This is a genomic window from Enterobacter sp. BNK-34, assembly GCF_048684445.1.
Classification (GTDB): Bacteria; Pseudomonadota; Gammaproteobacteria; order Enterobacterales; family Enterobacteriaceae; genus Enterobacter; species Enterobacter pseudoroggenkampii.
The window spans coordinates 1,968,570-1,989,116 of sequence record NZ_JBLQUA010000001.1 but is presented as its reverse complement, the minus strand read 5'-3'; the positions used below and the strand labels follow the sequence as shown (position 1 = coordinate 1,989,116).

The window sequence follows — 20,547 nt, the reverse complement described above, 5'->3', positions numbered from 1 at the left end:
TGGCATCAAGTATGCTAACGTTAATTTTCCGTGAAGAAGTGGTAGAAGCAATGAAGACGTTTTTCAGGACAATTTTGTTCGGTAGCCTGATGGCAATGTGTGCGAACAGCTATGCGCTAAGTGAAAATGAAGCGGAAGATATGGCCGATTTAACGGCGGTTTTTGTATTCCTGAAAAATGATTGCGGCTACCAGAATTTACCCAACGGGCAAATTCGCCGCGCGCTGGTCTTTTTTGCCCAGCAGAACCAGTGGGATCTCAGCAACTACGACAGCTTCGACATGAAGGCGCTCGGCGAAGACAGCTACCGCGACCTAAGCGGTATTGGTATTCCCACTGCCAAAAAATGCAAAGCGCTGGCTCGCGACTCACTCAGCCTGCTCGCCTACGTCAAATAACCTTCCCGACGCCCCCCGTTGAACCTCTGACCGTGCAACCGCGGTTAGAGTTAGCTATCATGTTTCGCTCATTTTTTGTGAGCGTAACGGATGTTTACACAGGAGGAGTTCGCTATGGCCGACCACACGTTGTGGCATGAAACCTTGCATGACCAGTTTGGTCAGCACTTTGCCGTTGATAACGTGCTCTATCATGAGAAAACCGATCACCAGGATCTGATCATCTTCGAGAATGCTGCCTTTGGCCGCGTCATGGCGCTGGACGGCGTCGTGCAAACCACCGAGCGAGATGAGTTTATCTATCATGAGATGATGACCCACGTCCCGCTGCTGGCGCACGGCCACGCGAAGCATGTCCTGATTATCGGCGGTGGCGACGGCGCAATGCTGCGTGAAGTTTCCCGCCATCGTTCCATTGAAACCATCACCATGGTGGAAATCGATGCGGGCGTCGTCTCTTTCTGCCGCCAGTACCTGCCCAACCACAATGCCGGCAGCTATGACGATCCGCGCTTTAGCCTGGTGATTGACGACGGCGTTAACTTCGTTAACCAGACCTCGCAGACCTTTGACGTGATCATCTCCGACTGCACCGACCCTATCGGCCCCGGCGCGTCACTGTTTACCTCCTCCTTCTACGAGGGCTGCAAGCGCTGCCTGAACCCGGGCGGGATCTTCGTCGCCCAAAATGGCGTCTGCTTCCTGCAGCAGGATGAAGCGCTGGATAGCCATCGTAAGCTCAGCACCTATTTCGATGATGTCAGCTTCTATCAGGCCGCTATTCCGACGTACTACGGCGGGATCATGACCTTTGCCTGGGCGACGGATAACGACGTATTACGTCATCTCTCCACCGAAATTATTCAGGCCCGCTTCCACCAGGCCGGTCTTCAGTGCCGATACTACAATCCGGCTATTCATACCGCAGCGTTTGCTCTGCCGCAGTACCTGCAAGACGCATTATCCACTAAGGGGGTGAGCTAATTGAAAAAGCTTAAACTGCATGGCTTTAACAACCTGACGAAAAGCCTGAGTTTTTGTATTTACGATATCTGCTATGCCAAAACAGCGGAAGAACGCGATGGTTACATCGCCTATATCGACGAACTCTACAACGCCAACCGTCTGACCGAGATCCTGTCAGAAACCTGTTCCATTATCGGCGCCAACATCCTGAACATCGCCCGACAGGATTATGAACCCCAGGGCGCCAGCGTGACCATCCTGGTCAGCGAAGAGCCGGTCGATCCCAAGCTTATCGACAAAACGGAACATCCGGGCCCGCTGCCGGAAGTGGTTGTTGCCCACCTGGATAAAAGCCATATCTGCGTCCATACCTACCCGGAGAGTCACCCGGAAGGTGGGCTGTGTACGTTCCGCGCCGATATTGAAGTGTCGACCTGCGGCGTGATTTCCCCGCTGAACGCGCTGAACTATCTCATCCATCAGCTGGAATCGGATATCGTCACGATTGATTACCGCGTGCGCGGTTTTACTCGTGATATCAACGGTATGAAGCACTTCATCGACCACGAAATCAACTCTATTCAGAACTTCATGTCCGACGACATGAAATCGCTGTATGACATGATGGACGTGAACGTGTACCAGGAAAACATCTTCCATACCAAGATGTTACTTAAGGAATTCGACCTTAAGCACTATATGTTCCACACGAAGCCGGAAGATTTGAGCGAAGAAGAGCGTAAGGCGATTACCGACCTGCTCTGGAAAGAAATGCGCGAGATCTACTACGGCCGTAATATTCCGGCCGTGTAAGTGTTGCCCGGAGCAGGGACGCTTCGGAAAGTTACCGCTGTTTCATAAACTCGCGGTAGGCATGCACCACCTGAAGGAAGTCTTCCACGCCGCACATCGACAGACTTTCTTCATCATAGTAGCTCATCCCCTCCTCCATCTCGTCACCTGAAAACTCGAGCTGGTTGGCGCGCACCATGACCTCTTCACCGTCCATCCACAGCGTGTATTCATGACCGGCGCGCTGCCAGGAGCGTTCACTGCCTTTCACCGTATTTGCCGCCTGTTCAACCTCATCAAGAAGTGCGAGATTTTCTTTCACCTCTTCGTTAAACCAGTGTCCAACGGCTTCGTGGCCCATCGACATACGCACTTTCACCACTCCGGTGATGTCGCGCAGAAATTCGTAATCCATAGTGTTTTCCTCTGCAAAGCCATTAAGGTAATTATCGCAGCAGCGAGGAAGAAAAAAAGCGTGAGAGGTGGGAGGAATGAAAATAAAAAGGTGAGAGCAAGACCCTGCGGCCTGATGCCCTCACCCCGTCCCTCTCCCACGGGAGAGGGTGCAAACACTAAAAACCGTCTCGTGGAGACGGTTTTGCTGTTTATACCGCCGTCTGGAAGATAACCCCGTCGGCCTTCTCGGTGTACTGAGAGAGCTGGTCGAAGTTCAGATAGCGATAGGTATCCACCGTGGTCTTATCCACCTGAGCCACAAAGGTCTGGTACTCTTCCGGCGTTGGCAGTTTGCCAATCAGCGCCGCAACCGCCGCCAGCTCCGCAGAGGCCAGGAAGACGTTCGCACCGGTACCTAAACGGTTCGGGAAGTTACGGGTAGAGGTGGAAACCACCGTCGCACCGTCGGCTACGCGCGCCTGGTTGCCCATGCACAGGGAACAGCCAGGAATTTCGATACGCGCCCCGCTCTTACCAAACACGCTGTAGTAGCCCTCTTCGGTCAGCTGAGCCGCATCCATACGGGTTGGCGGCGCCACCCACAGACGGGTTGGCAGCTGGCCTTTGTGGGTATCCAGAAGCTTACCGGCCGCACGGAAGTGACCGATGTTGGTCATGCAGGATCCGATGAACACTTCGTCGATCTTCTCGCCCTGAACCTCAGACAGCGGACGCGCGTCGTCCGGATCGTTCGGTGCACACAGGATTGGCTCTTTGATATCCGCCAGATCGATGTCGATCACCGCCGCGTACTCTGCGTCAGCATCAGCTTCCAGCAGTTGCGGATCGGCCAGCCATTTCTCCATGCCCTGGATACGACGCTCCAGCGTACGACGGTCGCCGTAGCCTTCTGCGATCATCCACTTCAGCAGCACGATGTTAGAGTTCAGATACTCAATAATCGGCTCTTTGTTCAGCTTGATGGTACAGCCCGCAGCTGAACGCTCAGCGGAGGCATCGGTCAGCTCGAACGCCTGCTCAACCTTCAGATCCGGCAGACCTTCGATTTCCAGGATACGGCCAGAGAAGATGTTTTTCTTCCCTTTCTTCTCAACGGTCAGCAGACCCTGTTTAATCGCATACAGCGGGATCGCGTGAACCAGGTCGCGCAGGGTGATACCCGGCTGCATTTTACCTTTGAAGCGCACCAGCACCGATTCCGGCATATCCAGCGGCATCACGCCCGTCGCCGCAGCAAACGCCACCAGACCGGAGCCCGCCGGGAAGGAGATACCGATTGGGAAACGGGTATGGGAGTCACCGCCGGTACCCACGGTATCCGGCAGCAGCATGCGGTTCAGCCAGGAGTGAATTACGCCGTCGCCCGGACGCAGGGAAACGCCGCCGCGGTTCATGATGAAGTCTGGCAGCGTGTGGTGCGTGGTTACGTCAACCGGCTTCGGATACGCCGCAGTGTGGCAGAAGGACTGCATCACCAGATCGGAAGAGAAGCCCAGGCACGCCAGGTCTTTCAGTTCGTCACGGGTCATTGGGCCAGTGGTGTCCTGAGAGCCTACGGAGGTCATCTTCGGCTCGCAGTATGCGCCAGGACGAACACCGGCGACGCCGCAGGCGCGACCGACCATTTTCTGCGCCAGAGAGTAACCGCGATTGCTTTCCACCACGTCTTTCGCGTGACGGAATACATCACTGTGCGGCAGACCCAGCGCTTCACGCGCTTTGGTGGTCAGGCCACGGCCGATGATCAGCGGAATACGGCCACCGGCACGCACTTCGTCGATCAGCACGTCGGTTTTCAGCTCAAAGCTCGCCAACAGCTCGTTAGTTTCGTGGTTACGCACTTCACCTTTGTACGGGTAAACGTCAATCACGTCGCCCATGTTCAGGTTGGAGACGTCCACTTCGATCGGCAGGGCGCCCGCATCTTCCATGGTGTTGAAGAAGATCGGTGCAATTTTGCCGCCAAGGCACAGGCCGCCGCCGCGTTTGTTTGGCACGTGCGGAATGTCGTCGCCCATGAACCACAGCACGGAGTTGGTGGCGGACTTACGGGAAGAACCGGTACCTACAACGTCACCCACGTAGGCCAGCGGGAACCCTTTTTTCTGCAGGGCTTCGATCTGTTTGATCGGGCCAACGCTGCCAGGCTGATCCGGCTCAATGCCTTCACGGGCGTTTTTCAGCATCGCCAGGGCGTGCAGAGGGATATCCGGGCGAGACCACGCGTCCGGTGCCGGAGAGAGGTCATCGGTGTTGGTTTCACCGGTCACTTTGAAGACGGTAACGGTGATTTTTTCAGCCAGCGCAGGACGGTTCAGGAACCATTCGGCATCCGCCCAGGACTGCATCACCTGCTTCGCATAGACGTTGCCTGCTTTGGCTTTTTCTTCTACATCGTAGAAGTTATCGAACATCAGCAGCGTGGAAGAGAGCGCTTTAGCGGCAATCGGTGCCAGCTTGTCGTTATCCAGCGCGTCAATCAGCGGATGAATGTTGTAACCACCCTGCATGGTGCCGAGCAGTTCAATGGCTTTTTCAGGAGTAACCAGTGGGGAGGTGGCTTCGCCTTTGGCGATAGCAGCAAGGAATCCGGCTTTTACGTAGGCAGCTTCATCTACGCCAGGCGGTACGCGGTTGATCAGCAGATCTAACAGGAATTCTTCTTCGCCCTTAGGCGGGTTCTTCAGCAGCTCGACGAGCGCGGCCATTTGGGTTGCATCTAAAGGTTTGGGTACAATTCCCTCGGCGGCACGTTCTGCTACGTGCTTACGGTATTCTTCTAGCACGACGGTTCTCCTCGCTCTCATTGTCATATGCGGCGGGCGTTCTCTTCACGCTCCTGTGAGACAGCAGTTTGTAGGGTAAATGCCCGATACCGCGTCGGGCAGCATAGCAGGATTTCTGCACAGTGTTAATCCGTTTACAAAAAAGCAACATTAAAAAATTTGCTGAATCGTTAAGCATGGTGTAGCGACGATTTTGGGCATCGTTATACGGTTTCTTATGCACCGTGACGCATCAGTTTTTTTTCCATCAGATATAATTGTGTAATAAATACTCACAATCTTTATCCGGACGTACCGGACGCTTCCCAATAAAAGTCAAAACAGTAAAAGACGGGTGAATAATACTCACGCCAACCGTAACGCCTCACGGCACAGCGCTTGTCTCGTTGGAGTCATTTTATGAAGTTGCCCTTTAAGCCACATCTGCTCGTCCTTCTGTGCAGTGCCGGGCTGCTTGCCGCCTCAGGCGTCATGTTTGTCAAAAGTCGTGCAACGGAACCCGTTGCGCCGGCCCCCGTCGCTCAACAACCGGCGGCACCTGCGCCTGCCGCAACCCAGCCCGCTCCTGTTGTCGCGCCAACCTATACTGCCGCGCAAATCGATCAGTGGGTTGCTCCCATCGCGCTCTACCCGGATGCCCTGCTGTCGCAAATCCTGATGGCCTCGACTTACCCGGCCAACGTGATCCAGGCGGCGCAGTGGTCAAAAGACAACCCTAAAATGGAAGGGGATGCCGCCATTCAGGCCGTTGCCAGCCAGCCCTGGGATCCCAGCGTAAAATCGCTGGTCGCGTTTCCTCAGCTCATGTCCCTGATGGGTGAAAACCCGCCGTGGGTACAAAATCTGGGCGATGCGTTTCTCGCGCAGCCGAAGGACGTAATGGATTCCGTTCAACGCCTGCGCGCGCTGGCGCAAAAGACCGGCGCTTTGCAATCCACGCCTCAGCAGACGGTCACCACCGTGACAAAACCGGCACCAGCGAAAACCAGCACCACCGAGACAACGACAACCACAGCAGCAACGCCCGCGCCGGCCCCAACGGTAATCAAAATTGAATCTGCCGATCCGCAGGTTGTTTACGTCCCTACCTATAACCCCAATACGGTTTACGGGACCTGGCCAAACACCGCCTATCCACCTACTTATCTCCCGCCTACACCCGGGGAGCAGTTTGGCAACAGCTTCGTCAACGGCTTAGGCTTCAGCCTGGGCGTCGCCACAACCTATGCCATCTTCAGCAACATCGACTGGGATGATGACGATGACTGGGATCATCACCATGACGACTGGGATAATCACGGCGGCTATAACCGCAACGGTGATAACAACATCAATATCAACGTTGAGAACTTCAATAAAATCAGCGGGCAGCGTCTGACGGACGCCAACCGTACCTGGCAGCATAACCCAGCCTATCGTGAAGGCGTGCCTTATCCGACTAGCCAGCTCAACAACCGTTTCCACTCCACCAGCACGGCTACCGGACTAAGCTCAACGCAGCAAAAACCGGTTAACCGCGATAGCCAGCGTCAGGCTGCCCTGAGCCAGATGGAGAAGTCCACGGGCAAAACTTTCCCCCAAACGGCGCGTCCCGGTACGAAAGATGTGCAGCGTCAGGCCTCAAGTGAACAGCTGAAGCAGATTTCGCAGCGCAATAACTACCGTGGCTACGACACCAAACCGCAGACGACGAAGCGAACCGCCACGCAGCAGCGAGAAAATCGCCAGACCACCGCGCAGAGACAAGAGAAACGGGGTTCGCAGCCGGCGCAGCAACGCGCTCTCCAGCAGCGAAACAGCCAGCCCCGGGCCAATGCGCTGAGCGGCAACGACAGCCGCTCCGCGAACTGGCAGGCGCAGCAGCAGCGCGGTGCGCAAAGCAGACAGCTTGCGGCTCGCCAGCAGCAGCCACGTCAGGCGTCTGGTGGACGCGCTGAACGCCGTGAAATTCGACATCGCTAAGGGAACCGACATGAAAAGTAAACTACTCAGTGGCATGGTGTTGTTCATGCTTTCGGCTTCGGTGATGGCGCAGCAATCCTTTAGCACCCCCGATCAGGCAACCGATGCGCTGACCAAAGCCATTAGTGAGCATAATGAGCGCGCGATGAGCAACCTGCTTGGAGAGAACTGGCGCGATTTTCTGCCCCCTGAAGGCGTTGACCCGGATGCCGTCGATCGTTTCCTTCGCGACTGGAAAGTCCGTCATAACACGGTTGTCGAAGGGGATACGGCGCATCTGGTTGTCGGTGACAACAGCTGGCAGCTTCCTATCCCGGTGATCAAAACCTCTGCCGGTTGGCAATTCGATATCAAAGAAGGGGCCGAAGAGATCCTGACCCGCGAAATCGGGCGTAACGAACTTGCCGCCATTGAAGCCTTACATGCCTATGTTGATGCGCAGCAAAGCTACTTTGCGATGAACCAGAAATTCGCGCAGAAGATTGTCAGCTCGAAAGGGAAAAAAGACGGTTTGTACTGGCCCGCCTCTCCCGGCGAAGCGCCCAGTCCGCTCGGACCGGCATTTAGCCCAAAAGAGCCGGGTACCGGTTATCACGGCTATCGTTTCCGCATCCTGCCGGATAATAACGGTTTCGCGATGGTGGCCTGGCCAGTCAGCTATGGTCAGACGGGCGTCATGAGCTTTGTGATAAATCAGGATGATAAGGTGTATCAGTCCGATCTCGGCAGCGATTCTGAGCAGAAAGCTCGGGCGTTAACCGCCTATAGTCCTGATAAAACCTGGCAGCCTGTGGCCCCCTGAACCTAGCGCATAAAAAAAGCGGCCTGAGGCCGCTTTTTTCATCTGAAGAAACTTATTTCTTCTTCGCTTTCGCGTTCGGCAGGTCGGTGATGCTACCTTCAAACACTTCTGCCGCCAGGCCCACGGACTCGTGCAGAGTCGGGTGAGCGTGGATGGTCAGCGCGATGTCTTCAGCGTCACAGCCCATTTCGATAGCCAGACCGATTTCACCCAGCAGCTCGCCGCCGTTGGTACCGACAATCGCACCACCGATCACGCGGTGAGTCTCTTTGTCGAAGATCAGTTTGGTCATACCGTCTGCGCAGTCGGAAGCGATAGCACGGCCAGAAGCAGCCCACGGGAAGGTGGCGGTTTCGTAGCTGATGCCTTTCTCTTTCGCTTCTTTCTCGGTCAGACCTACCCATGCCACTTCTGGCTCGGTGTACGCGATAGATGGGATCACTTTCGGATCGAAGTAATGCTTCATGCCGGCGATAACTTCAGCGGCAACGTGACCTTCGTGAACACCTTTGTGCGCCAGCATTGGCTGACCGACGATATCGCCGATAGCAAAGATGTGCGGCACGTTGGTGCGCAGCTGTTTGTCAACGCGGATAAAGCCACGGTCGTCCACTTCCACACCGGCTTTGCCCGCGTCGAGGTTTTTACCGTTCGGCACACGGCCGATAGCCACCAGCACGGCGTCGTAACGCTGTGGTTCGGATGGGGCTTTTTTGCCTTCCATGGAAACGTAAATACCGTCTTCTTTCGCTTCAACGGCAGTCACTTTAGTTTCCAGCATCAGGTTAAATTTCTTGCTGATGCGTTTGGTGAAGACCTTAACGATGTCTTTGTCGGCAGCCGGGATAACCTGGTCGAACATTTCAACCACGTCGATCTCTGAACCCAGCGCATGGTACACGGTACCCATTTCCAGACCGATGATACCGCCGCCCATAACCAGCAGACGCTTAGGAACGGTTTTCAGCTCCAGCGCATCGGTGGAATCCCACACGCGTGGATCTTCATGCGGAATGAATGGCAGTTCGATTGGGCGAGAGCCTGCCGCGATGATCGCGTTATCGAAGTTGATCACGGTTTTGCCGTTTTCGCCTTCCACTTCCAGGGTGTTCGCACCGGTGAATTTACCCAGACCGTTTACCACTTTCACTTTACGGCCTTTGGCCATACCCGCCAGACCGCCGGTCAGCTGAGTGATAACTTTCTCTTTCCAGGTACGAATTTTGTCGATATCGGTTTTCGGCTCGCCGAAGACGATACCGTGTTCAGCCAGCGCTTTGGCTTCTTCGATAACTTTCGCTACGTGCAGCAGCGCTTTAGAAGGGATACAGCCGACGTTCAGACAAACACCGCCGAGGGTGCTGTAACGCTCTACGATGACGGTTTCCAGACCTAAATCCGCGGCGCGGAATGCTGCGGAGTAACCTGCCGGGCCTGCCCCAAGTACTACGACCTGAGTTTTGATTTCTGTGCTCATCATGACCTCTTAATTTATACCCGTCGTCCACCGGGTCGTTCTATCCGCCCGCAGTTTACAAAATTGTTAACAATTTTGAAACAACAAACGGCTCACGAATTGTCGCTTTCGCCAATAACCTCACAAACCCCATGAGATTATCAGAAAAAAGCCGGCCGACTGGCCGGCTTTTCGATTACATCACCAGGCGGCGAATGTCGCTCAGCATGTTGTTGATGATGGTGATGAAACGCGCACCATCAGCACCGTCGATTACGCGGTGGTCGAAGGACAGAGAGATTGGCATCATCAGACGCGGTACGAACTCTTTGCCATTCCACACCGGCTCCATCGCGGACTTGGACACACCGAGGATAGCCACTTCCGGCGCGTTCACAATCGGCGCGAAGTGGGTAGTACCCAGGCCGCCGATGCTGGAGATAGTGAAGCAGCCGCCCTGCATTTCGCCGGCAGTCAGCTTACCATCACGCGCTTTCTTGGAGATCACGGTCAGTTCACGGGACAGCTCGGTAATGCTCTTCTTGTTCACGTCTTTGAAGACCGGAACAACCAGACCATTTGGCGTATCAACCGCAACACCGATGTTGATGTATTTCTTCAGCGTCAGCTTCTGACCGTCTTCGGACAGGGAGCTGTTGAAGCGTGGCATCTGTTCCAGAGCCGCAGCAACCGCTTTCATGATGAAGACCACTGGGGTGAATTTCACGTCCAGTTTGCGCTTCTCGGCTTCGGCGTTCTGCTGTTTACGGAACGCTTCCAGATCGGTGATATCGGTCTTATCAAAGTGCGTAACGTGCGGGATCATCACCCAGTTACGGCTCAGGTTCGCACCAGAGATTTTCTGGATACGGCCCAGCTCCACTTCTTCGATTTCGCCGAACTTGCTGAAGTCCACTTTCGGCCATGGCAGCATGCCCGGGATACCGCCGCCAGCGGCTGCAGCTGGTGCAGCTTCGGCACGTTTCACCGCGTCTTTCACGTAGGTCTGAACGTCTTCGCGCAGGATACGCCCCTTACGGCCAGTCCCTTTTACTTTCGCCAGGTTCACACCGAATTCGCGCGCCAGGCGACGAATCAGCGGGGTAGCGTGGACGTAAGCGTCGTTTTCAGCGAACTCAGATTTTTCTGCTTTAGCAGCAGGGGCAGCGGCTGGTTTAGCAGCCTGAGCCGGCGCAGCAGCAGGTGCTGGAGCAGCCGCGGCAGCCGGAGCTGCGGCAGGCGCAGCGCCTTCCACTTCGAAGACCATGATCAGAGAGCCGGTAGACACTTTGTCGCCGGTGCTGATTTTGATCTCTTTAACCGTACCCGCGAACGGCGCAGGGACTTCCATAGAAGCCTTGTCGCCTTCAACGGTGATCAGTGACTGTTCAGCGGCAACTTTGTCGCCCACTTTCACCATCACTTCGGTGACTTCAACTTCGTCACCGCCGATGTCCGGTACGTTAACGTCTTTCGCGCCGCCAGCAGCGGCTGGTGCTGCGGCTGGAGCCGGAGCAGCGGCCTGTGCAGGCGCGGCAGCGCCTTCTGCACCCGCCACTTCGAAGACCATAATCAGGGAGCCAGTAGACACTTTGTCACCGGTGTTGATCTTGATCTCTTTAACGGTACCGGCGAACGGCGCTGGCACTTCCATAGAGGCTTTGTCGCCTTCTACGGTGATCAGTGACTGCTCGGCCGCAACGGTGTCGCCCACTTTCACCAGGATTTCAGTGACTTCAACTTCGTCACCGCCGATGTCAGGCACGTTCACTTCTTTCGCGCTCGCGGCAGCTGCTGGAGCAGCGGCGGCCGGAGCGGCTTTCTTCTCTTCCTGCGCAGGTGCAGCAGCTGCTGCACCGTCGGCGGAATCGAAAATCATGATCAGTTTGCCGGTCTCGGTTTTATCGCCAACAGAGACTTTGATCTCTTTAACGATGCCAGCCTGAGGAGACGGGACTTCCATAGAGGCTTTGTCGCCTTCTACGGTGATCAGCGACTGTTCAGCTTCAACTTTGTCGCCAACTTTGACCAGGATCTCGGTGATTTCAACTTCATCAGCCCCGATGTCCGGTACATTGATTTCGATAGCCATTATTCTTTTACCTCTTACGCCAGACGCGGGTTAACTTTTTCTGCATCGATGTTGAATTTGGTGATTGCGTCTGCAACCACTTTCTTATCGATTTCGCCACGTTTAGCCAGTTCGCCCAGTGCTGCTACAACCACGTAAGAAGCATCAACTTCGAAGTGGTGACGCAGGTTTTCGCGGCTGTCAGAACGACCGAAGCCGTCAGTACCCAGAACGCGATAATCATCAGCTGGAACGTAAGTACGAACCTGCTCAGCGAACAGTTTCATATAGTCAGTAGACGCCACCGCTGGCGCGTCGTTCATCACCTGAGCGATGTACGGAACGCGTGGGGTTTCCATTGGGTGCAGCATGTTCCAGCGCTCACAATCCTGGCCATCACGCGCCAGCTCAGTGAAGGAGGTAACAGAGTACACATCGGAACCGACACCGTAGTCTTTCGCCAGGATCTGCGCTGCTTCACGTACGTGACGCAGGATAGAACCGGAGCCCAGCAGCTGAACTTTACCTTTGCTACCTTCAATGGTTTCGAGTTTGTAGATACCTTTACGGATACCTTCCTCGGCACCTGCTGGCATTGCCGGCATGTGGTAGTTTTCGTTCAGGGTGGTGATGTAGTAGTAAATGTTCTCTTGCGCTTCACCGTACATGCGCTGCAGACCGTCATGCATGATGACTGCCACTTCGTATGCGTAAGACGGGTCGTAAGAGATACAGTTAGGGATAGTCAGAGACTGAATGTGGCTGTGGCCATCTTCGTGCTGCAGACCTTCACCGTTCAGGGTCGTACGACCGGAAGTACCACCTACCAGGAAGCCGCGAGCCTGCTGGTCGCCTGCCTGCCAGCACAGGTCACCGATACGCTGGAACCCGAACATGGAGTAGTAAATGTAGAACGGGATCATCGGCAGGTTGTTGGTGCTGTAAGAAGTCGCAGCAGCCAGCCAGGATGCGCCTGCGCCCAGCTCGTTGATACCTTCCTGCAGGATCTGACCTTTCTCGTCTTCTTTGTAGTATGCAACCTGCTCACGGTCCTGCGGGGTGTACTGCTGGCCGTTCGGGCTGTAGATACCGATCTGACGGAACAGACCTTCCATACCGAAAGTACGCGCTTCGTCGGCGATGATTGGAACCAGACGATCTTTGATCGACTTGTTCTTCAGCATCACGTTCAGGGCACGAACGAAAGCGATAGTGGTAGAGATCTCTTTGTTCTGCTCTTCCAGCAGCTGAGAGAAGTCTTCCAGCGCTGGCAGTTCCAGCTTCTCGGTGAAGTTTGGCTGACGAGCTGGCAGGTAGCCTTTCAGCGCCTGACGACGTTCGTGCAGGTACTTATGCTCTTCAGAACCTTCCGGGAAGGTGATGTAAGACAGGTTTTCTACCTGCTCATCGGTCACTGGAACGTTGAAACGGTCGCGGATATAACGCACGCCGTCCATGTTCATTTTCTTAACCTGGTGAGCGATGTTTTTACCTTCTGCGGTATCACCCATGCCGTAACCTTTGATGGTGTGGGCCAGGATTACAGTCGCTTTACCTTTGGTTTCCTGCGCTTTTTTCAGTGCAGCGTAGACTTTCTTCGGATCGTGACCACCGCGGTTCAGGGCCCAGATCTGCTCATCAGTCCAGTCTGCAACCAGGGCTGCGGTTTCAGGGTATTTGCCGAAGAAGTGCTCACGAACGTAGGCACCGTCTTTGGATTTGAAGGTCTGGTAGTCACCGTCAACGGTTTCGTTCATCAGCTGGATCAGTTTACCGCTGGTGTCTTTACGCAGCAGCTCATCCCAACGACCGCCCCACATGACTTTGATCACGTTCCAGCCAGCACCCGCGAAGATGCCTTCCAGTTCGTTGATGATCTTGCCGTTGCCGGTTACCGGACCATCCAGACGCTGCAGGTTACAGTTGATGATGAAGCACAGGTTGTCCAGCTTCTCACGGGTTGCGATGGTGATCGCACCTTTAGATTCTGGCTCATCCATTTCGCCGTCGCCCAGGAAGGCGTAAACGGTCTGCTCAGAGGTGTCTTTCAGACCACGGTGTTCCAGATACTTCAGGAATTTAGCCTGGTAGATCGCACCGATTGGGCCCAGACCCATAGATACGGTCGGGAACTGCCAGAATTCAGGCATCAGTTTAGGGTGCGGGTAAGAAGACAGACCTTTACCGTGAACTTCCTGACGGAAGTTGTTCATCTGCTCTTCAGTCAGACGACCTTCCAGGAAGGCACGTGCATAGATGCCCGGAGAGATGTGGCCCTGGAAGTACACCAGGTCGCCGCCGTCTTTCTCGTTCGCTGCACGGAAGAAGTGGTTGAAGCACACTTCGTAAACGGTCGCAGAAGACTGGAAGGACGCCATGTGGCCACCCAGCTCCAGGTCTTTCTTGGAGGCGCGCAGAACGGTCATGATGGCGTTCCAGCGGATTGCAGAACGGATACGACGTTCCAGATCCAGATTGCCCGGGTATTCCGGTTCGTCTTCGACGGCAATCGTGTTTACGTAGTTGCTAGCCCCTGCACCTGAAGCAACCTTCACACCGCCTTTGCGGGCTTCAGAAAGCAGCTGATCAATCAGATACTGAGCGCGCTCAACACCTTCTTCACGGATGACCGATTCGATCGCCTGTAGCCAGTCGCGAGTTTCGATCGGATCCACGTCATTTTGGAGACGTTCTGACATGGGGGTATTCCTTATCTATCTAATACGTTGATTTGTCTGGAACCTGTCCCATTGTGCTCTTGAGCAAGAACACAATAAGACAGGTTCTGCGTTTAGTTGCCGCGCTCTAAAAGTACCTGGCGCTTAATCCTTTCGTTGCTGTATGCGGCGTAATGAACGTTCGCGTCGCGATTGTTCACGGCTGCGGTCCAGCAAGATTTCCTCAATGAAAGCCAGATGGCGGTGCGACGCTTCACGCGCCTGCTCCGGTTCCCCGGCCATTATCGCCTCGAATATTCGGGTGCGATGGTTGCTTACCAGTGGGAGCATCTCCCGACGGGCATACAACAATTCAAAATTCTGACGAACGTTCTGGGCCAGCATCGGCTCCATGCAGCGTAGCAGATGGAGGAGCACCACATTGTGTGCCGCTTCGGTGACGGCGATTTGATACTGGACGACGGCGCTGGACTCGGCGTCTAAATCGCCGGACTGCTGTGCCCGTTCAATGGCCTGATGCAGTTCGCGGATACGCACGCGATCTTCATCAGTGCTGCGAAGGGCGGCGTAATAGGCCGCAATCCCTTCAAGCGCGTGACGGGTCTCAAGCAGGTCAAACTGGGATTCTGGGTGGTCAGAGAGAAGTTCTACCAGCGGATCGCTGAAGCTCTGCCACAGGCTGTTTTGCACAAAGGTTCCGCCGCCCTGGCGACGAAGCAGCAAGCCCTTTGCTTCGAGACGTTGAATCGCCTCACGCAGAGAGGGACGTGAAACGTCGAACTGTTTTGCCAGCTCGCGTTCTGGTGGAAGTTTCTCACCCGGGCGCAGAGTCCCTTCGAGGATTAAAAACTCCAGCTGCTGCTCAATCACATCAGATAGTTTTGGTTGGCGAATTTTGCTGTAGGCCATATTCCCTGTCTTACGCCTTTTTGCCCGGAGTCAATTGGTCTTACCAATTTCTATTTCGTATCGCTAAAGTAACAAAGTATTCACCTTCTGTCCATATTGGTTTTGATTGAAATCAGTAAACCTTGCACATTTTAACAACCTTACAGAAATAACGTTTCAGAAATGTAACTTTGCACAAATGAGTTGATTACTCCTAAAGAGGGAGTTTTAACCATAATGAAACGAGGGTTTTTGCAATCTGAAGCGATTCAACAAGGCAAATAATGAAAATTCGCCCACTTACGGCGCATTTCTATTCTATAGGTTGGGTTAGGAACAACGAGCGGGCCGATTTACAAATGCTTTCTTTTTATTCAAGTCGTCATCACCCCTTCATAAAGCAGGTGCATTCGCAGGCGCTTACCACTATTCTTGCGCTTACGGAAGTCATCTCCGCTTTTTTCGGTCTCGTTAACCGTAAAGAAATAAATACAGAATATGGATTTTCATAATTACACACGCACAGCGTGAACATAACAACCACACACGAGGTTTCAAATGGAAGCTCAACAGCACGGCGATCAGCTAAAGCGCGGGCTTAAAAACCGCCATATTCAGCTCATCGCACTGGGCGGTGCGATAGGTACCGGCCTGTTTCTGGGCAGCGCATCCGTTATCCAGTCTGCCGGTCCGGGTATTATTTTGGGTTACGCGATTGCGGGTTTCATTGCTTTTCTGATCATGCGCCAGCTGGGCGAAATGGTCGTTGAAGAGCCGGTCGCAGGCTCCTTCAGCCACTTTGCCTATAAATACTGGGGCAGCTTTGCCGGTTTCGCCTCAGGCTGGAACTACTGGGTGCTGTACGTTCTGGTTGCCATGGCTGAGCTTACCGCCGTCGGAAAATACATTCAGTTCTGGTATCCCGAAATCCCAACCTGGGCTTCTGCTGCGGCCTTCTTTGTCATTATTAACGCCATTAACCTGACCAACGTTAAAGTGTTCGGTGAGATGGAGTTCTGGTTCGCCATCATCAAAGTCATTGCCGTGGTGGCGATGATTATCTTTGGCGGCTGGCTGCTGTTCAGCGGCAACGGCGGACCGCAGGCCACCGTGCGCAACCTCTGGGAACAGGGTGGCTTCCTGCCTCACGGCATGACCGGTCTGGTGATGATGATGGCCATCATTATGTTCTCCTTTGGCGGTCTGGAGCTGGTGGGTATCACCGCCGCTGAAGCCGACAACCCGGAGCAGAGCATTCCAAAAGCCACTAACCAGGTTATCTACCGTATTCTGATCTTCTATGTGGGCTCACTGGCCGTGCTGCTCTCCCTGCTGCCATGGACGCGCGTCACCGCTGACACCAGCCCGTTTGTGCTGATCTTCCACGAGCTGGGCGACACCTTTGTCGCCAACGCCCTGAACATCGTGGTGCTGACCGCAGCGCTCTCCGTATACAACAGCTGCGTATACTGCAACAGCCGTATGCTGTTCGGCCTTGCCCAACAGGGCAACGCGCCGAAGATGCTGCTTAACGTTGATAAACGCGGCGTACCGGTGAATACCATCATTGTTTCCGCCATCGTGACCGCCCTGTGCGTGCTCATTAACTACATGGCACCAGAATCGGCGTTTGGCCTGCTGATGGCGCTGGTGGTCTCTGCCCTGGTCATCAACTGGGCGATGATCAGCCTGGCACACATCAAATTCCGCCGCGCGAAACAGCAGCAGGGCGTCACCACGCGCTTCCCTGCCCTGCTCTATCCGCTGGGTAACTGGATCTGCCTGCTATTTATGGCGGCCGTGCTGGTGATCATGCTGATCACGCCGGGTATGGCGATTTCCGTCTACCTGATCCCGGTCTGGATTGCGATCCTGGGCGTGGGCTATCTCTTCAGTCAGAAAAGCCGTAATGCCATGAAGGCGCACTAAGCCTCCCTCCGCGGTACCTGCTTTTACGGGTACCGCGCGTTGTTACCTCCCTCACACTTTCGCGCCCACAGCGCATTTATCCATATCACCGCCCTGATACTGCAACGCATATATCCCTTCGCCAGCGAATAATTCTCTCCATACCGTAAACCGGAGAGCTGTCGATGGATAACAACACACTGTCAGTAAAAGAAAAGATCGGCTATGGGATGGGCGACGCCGGATGCAACATTATCTTTGGCGCCATCATGCTGTTTGTTAACTATTTTTATACGGATATTTTTGGCCTCGCGCCTGCGCTGGTCGGCGTGCTGCTGCTGTCCGTCCGCGTAATTGACGCCGTAACGGACCCGATCATGGGCGCGATTGCCGACCGTACCCGCAGTAAATATGGCCGGTTTCGTCCATGGCTGCTGTGGATCGCCTTCCCCTACGCGCTGTTCAGCATCCTGATGTTCACCACGCCGGAGTGGAGCTATAACAGCAAAGTTATCTATGCGTTTGTCACCTACTTCCTGCTCTCTTTGACCTATACGGCAATCAACATCCCCTACTGCTCCTTAGGAGGGGTAATCACCAACGATCCAAAAGAACGCGTGGCCTGCCAGTCGTATCGCTTCGTGCTGGTCGGCATCGCCACGCTGCTGCTCTCATTAACGCTGCTGCCGATGGCCGACTGGTTTGGCGGGGATAACAAAGCCAAAGGCTACCAGATGGCGATGACCGTGCTGGCGCTGATTGGCACCTGCATGTTCCTGTTCTGCTTCGCCACCGTGCGCGAGCGCGTGCGCCCGGCGGTACAGACCAACGACGAGTTGAAAAACGATTTGAAAGACGTGTGGAAGAACGACCAGTGGGTACGCATTCTGCTGCTGACGCTCTGCAACGTCTGCCCGGGCTTTATCCGTATGGCGGCCACCATGTATTACGTCACCTGGGTGATGGGCCAGAGCACCCACTTCGCTACGCTGTTTATCAGCCTGGGCGTGGTCGGCATGATGCTCGGCAGCGTGCTGGCAAAAGTGCTGACCGACCGCTGGTGTAAGCTGAAGGTCTTCTTCTGGACCAACATCGTGCTGGCGATTTTCTCCTGCGCCTTCTACTTCTTCGACCCGAAAGCCACCGTCACCATTGTGGTGCTCTACTTCCTGCTGAACATCCTGCACCAGATCCCGTCTCCGCTGCACTGGTCGCTGATGGCCGACGTGGACGACTACGGCGAGTGGAAGACCGGGAAGCGCATTACCGGCATCAGCTTCTCCGGCAACATCTTCTTTCTCAAACTGGGGCTGGCGATTGCCGGGGCGATGGTCGGCTTCCTGCTCTCCTGGTACGGTTATGACGCGGGCGCGAAAGCGCAGAGCGCGGACGCCATTAACGGGATCGTGCTGCTCTTTACCGTTATTCCCGGCATTGGATACTTAATTACCGCGGGCGTGGTACGTCTGCTGAAGGTGGACCGTGAAACGATGAAACGCATTCAGGAAGACCTGGAAAAACGTCGCACCAATTACCGTGAACTGAGCGACTATCAGGAACTGAAAGCCGCAGAGACAAAATAAGGAGAGCCAAATGCATCAGTGGCCAAACCCGTTTATCGAACAACGCGCCGACCCGTACATTTTACGCCATGAGGGGGAGTACTATTTTATCGCCTCCGTGCCGCAGTACGACAGGCTGGCGATCCGCCGCGCAGCGTCGCTGGAAGGCTTACGCCATGCTGAAGAAGTTGTGGTCTGGCGCAAACCCGAGACCGGACCCATGAGCCAGCTGATCTGGGCGCCGGAACTGCACCACATTGACGGCAAGTGGTACATCTACTTTGCCGCGACGCACACCCAGGCGCTCGACGCGCTCGGGATGTTCCAGCACCGGATGTTCGCCATTGAATGTGCTGACGACGATCCGCTCACCGGCGCGTGGGTGGAAAAAGGGCAGATTAAAACGCCTTTCGACACCTTCGCTCTGGACGCCACCACCTTTGTGCATCAGGGAAAACGCTGGTATCTGTGGGCGCAAAAAGCGCCGGATATCACCGGGAACTCCAACCTTTACCTGTGCGAAATGGCGAACCCGTGGACGCTAAAAGGCGAGCCGGTGATGCTCAGCAAGCCGGAGTATGACTGGGAATGTCGCGGGTTCTGGGTTAACGAAGGCCCGGCTGTGTTGGTTCACGGCGATAAGCTGTTTATCAGCTATTCCGCCAGCGCCACCGACGAGAACTACTGCATGGGGCTACTGTGGATAGACCTGAATGCCGATCCGAAAAACCCGGCAAACTGGCACAAATCCCCGCGTCCGGTGTTCGTTACCAGCTATGAAAACCGCCAGTTCGGCCCGGGACACAACAGCTTTACGCAAACGCAGGAAGGGGAAGACGTGCTGGTGTATCACGCGCGTAATTACACCGAAATTGAGGGCGATCCGCTGTACGATCCGAACCGCCACACCCGCCTGAAGCTCGTCCGCTGGGATGAAAACGGGATGCCTGATTTCGGCATCCCGCCCGCGGATACGCTGTAGTCTTTGCGGCGCGCTGGCTTACACCAGCGTGCCGTAAATCGTCAGCAGCGCCACGATAACCACCACCACAAACGACGTTTTCTTCGCCATGGAGACAGCGGCTTTCGGTGTTTCAATCTTGTCGGTATGCGGCTCACGCGCCAGCGAGAACTGCGCCAGACGCGTTAGCACCTGGTACTGCGACGTATGGCGATCGGCAAGAGACGCAAACCAAGCGGGCAGCGCTTTTTCACCGTGACCAATTAACGCGTACACCACGCCCACCAGACGCACCGGAAGCCAGTCGAGCACGTGCAGGATGGCATCGATGCCGGACAGCAAACGTTCATGCGGCGTCAGATAACGAGCAAGCCAGGTCTGCCAGGCGCGCAGGAACGCATACCCCATCAGCAGTACCGGTCCCCACGGGCCGCCCACCACAAACCAAAACAGCGGCGCCAGGTAGTAACGGAAGTTAATCCACAGCAGCGCGTTCTGCAGCTCGCGCAGAAATTCGCGCTCGTCGCAGTCCGGCGGCACGCCGTGGATCATCGTCAGCTCACTCGCCATGGCACCGCGCGCATGGGCATCGTCACGGGAGGCGGCTTTCAGGTAAGCGTGATAGTGCAAACGCACCTTGCCCGCACCAATGCACAGCACCCCAAGCAGGATCCACACCACCAGCAGCGGTACGTTGAAAAACAGTCCGTGCAGCGAGCGCAGGAGCAGGAACGTAATGACCATCACGCCCGCCATCATCAGCAGCGTGCGCAGCATGGAAAAGTGCTTAATCCGGCGGAAAAACACCTCCAGCCGGTGATCCAGATGCCAGTGCTCGCCGAGCTTGAACAGGCGTTCAGCGATGATAACCAGCAGCATGGTAAACAACGTCATGGTATC

16 protein-coding genes are annotated in these 20,547 nt (G+C 55.1%); 9 read left to right on the top strand and 7 right to left on the bottom strand.

What is annotated here, in order from left to right; genetic code table 11:
* Positions 1-50: 50 nt before the first annotated feature.
* From ACMGG5_RS09625 to speD, 3 genes are all read left to right on the top strand, one after another.
* Complete coding sequence (locus ACMGG5_RS09625; protein WP_014882582.1) at positions 51-398, top strand: YacC family pilotin-like protein; 348 nt, start codon at positions 51-53, stop codon at positions 396-398.
* Positions 399-512: 114 nt separating this feature from the next.
* Positions 513-1,382, top strand: a complete 870-nt coding sequence (gene speE, locus ACMGG5_RS09620; RefSeq protein WP_420277794.1) for a polyamine aminopropyltransferase — start codon at positions 513-515, stop codon at positions 1,380-1,382.
* Complete coding sequence (gene speD, locus ACMGG5_RS09615) at positions 1,383-2,177, top strand: adenosylmethionine decarboxylase (RefSeq protein WP_023334531.1); 795 nt, start codon at positions 1,383-1,385, stop codon at positions 2,175-2,177.
* A gap of 31 nt (positions 2,178-2,208) precedes the next feature.
* Here the strand turns inward: speD and yacL are convergent, their stop codons facing one another.
* Both yacL and acnB read right to left on the bottom strand, forming a co-directional pair.
* Positions 2,209-2,571, bottom strand: a complete 363-nt coding sequence (gene yacL, locus ACMGG5_RS09610; RefSeq protein WP_024907483.1) for a protein YacL — start codon at positions 2,569-2,571, stop codon at positions 2,209-2,211.
* Positions 2,572-2,761: 190 nt separating this feature from the next.
* Positions 2,762-5,359, bottom strand: coding sequence for a bifunctional aconitate hydratase 2/2-methylisocitrate dehydratase (acnB, locus tag ACMGG5_RS09605; protein ID WP_420277793.1), 2,598 nt, complete (start codon positions 5,357-5,359; stop codon positions 2,762-2,764).
* A gap of 399 nt (positions 5,360-5,758) precedes the next feature.
* Between acnB and ACMGG5_RS09600 the strand changes: the two genes are divergently transcribed.
* Positions 5,759-7,321, top strand: coding sequence for a DUF3300 domain-containing protein (locus ACMGG5_RS09600; protein ID WP_061715958.1), 1,563 nt, complete (start codon positions 5,759-5,761; stop codon positions 7,319-7,321).
* Positions 7,322-7,331: 10 nt separating this feature from the next.
* Positions 7,332-8,123 (top strand): DUF2950 family protein, encoded by a 792-nt coding sequence (locus ACMGG5_RS09595; RefSeq protein WP_420277792.1) that lies wholly within the window; start codon positions 7,332-7,334, stop codon positions 8,121-8,123.
* Positions 8,124-8,175: 52 nt separating this feature from the next.
* On the opposite strand, the gene lpdA is transcribed toward ACMGG5_RS09595, so the two are convergent.
* The 4 genes from lpdA to pdhR all read right to left on the bottom strand — a co-directional run bounded on the left by lpdA (position 8,176) and on the right by pdhR (position 15,237).
* Positions 8,176-9,600, bottom strand: coding sequence for a dihydrolipoyl dehydrogenase (gene lpdA, locus ACMGG5_RS09590; RefSeq protein ID WP_003856313.1), 1,425 nt, complete (start codon positions 9,598-9,600; stop codon positions 8,176-8,178).
* A 175-nt stretch (positions 9,601-9,775) separates the two neighbouring features.
* The gene (gene aceF, locus ACMGG5_RS09585; RefSeq protein WP_032649787.1) at positions 9,776-11,671 is read right to left on the bottom strand and encodes a pyruvate dehydrogenase complex dihydrolipoyllysine-residue acetyltransferase; all 1,896 of its coding nucleotides are present in this window, start codon (positions 11,669-11,671) and stop codon (positions 9,776-9,778) included.
* A gap of 14 nt (positions 11,672-11,685) precedes the next feature.
* Positions 11,686-14,349: a pyruvate dehydrogenase (acetyl-transferring), homodimeric type gene (gene aceE / locus ACMGG5_RS09580; RefSeq protein WP_061715959.1), complete on the bottom strand. Its 2,664-nt coding sequence runs from the start codon at positions 14,347-14,349 to the stop codon at positions 11,686-11,688.
* A gap of 123 nt (positions 14,350-14,472) precedes the next feature.
* Positions 14,473-15,237 carry a pyruvate dehydrogenase complex transcriptional repressor PdhR gene (pdhR, locus tag ACMGG5_RS09575; RefSeq protein ID WP_014882565.1) on the bottom strand — a complete coding sequence of 255 codons (765 nt, stop codon included), beginning with the start codon at positions 15,235-15,237 and terminating at the stop codon, positions 14,473-14,475.
* A gap of 263 nt (positions 15,238-15,500) precedes the next feature.
* On the opposite strand from pdhR, the gene ACMGG5_RS09570 reads away from it, so the two are divergent.
* From ACMGG5_RS09570 to ACMGG5_RS09555, 4 genes are all read left to right on the top strand, one after another.
* Complete coding sequence (locus tag ACMGG5_RS09570; RefSeq protein WP_081112054.1) at positions 15,501-15,728, top strand: hypothetical protein; 228 nt, start codon at positions 15,501-15,503, stop codon at positions 15,726-15,728.
* Positions 15,729-15,774: 46 nt separating this feature from the next.
* Positions 15,775-17,145, top strand: coding sequence for an aromatic amino acid transporter AroP (gene aroP, locus ACMGG5_RS09565; RefSeq protein WP_024907477.1), 1,371 nt, complete (start codon positions 15,775-15,777; stop codon positions 17,143-17,145).
* A 164-nt stretch (positions 17,146-17,309) separates the two neighbouring features.
* Positions 17,310-18,707, top strand: coding sequence for a glycoside-pentoside-hexuronide (GPH):cation symporter (locus ACMGG5_RS09560; RefSeq protein WP_061715960.1), 1,398 nt, complete (start codon positions 17,310-17,312; stop codon positions 18,705-18,707).
* 10 nt (positions 18,708-18,717) lie between these two features.
* A complete protein-coding gene (locus ACMGG5_RS09555) occupies positions 18,718-19,668 on the top strand; it encodes a family 43 glycosylhydrolase (protein ID WP_420277791.1) in 951 nt (316 codons plus the stop codon).
* Between the two features lie 18 nt (positions 19,669-19,686).
* Here ACMGG5_RS09555 and ampE read toward each other — a convergent pair whose 3' ends face one another.
* Positions 19,687-20,541, bottom strand: coding sequence for a beta-lactamase regulator AmpE (ampE, locus tag ACMGG5_RS09550; RefSeq protein ID WP_048989638.1), 855 nt, complete (start codon positions 20,539-20,541; stop codon positions 19,687-19,689).
* Positions 20,542-20,547 lie beyond the last annotated feature (6 nt).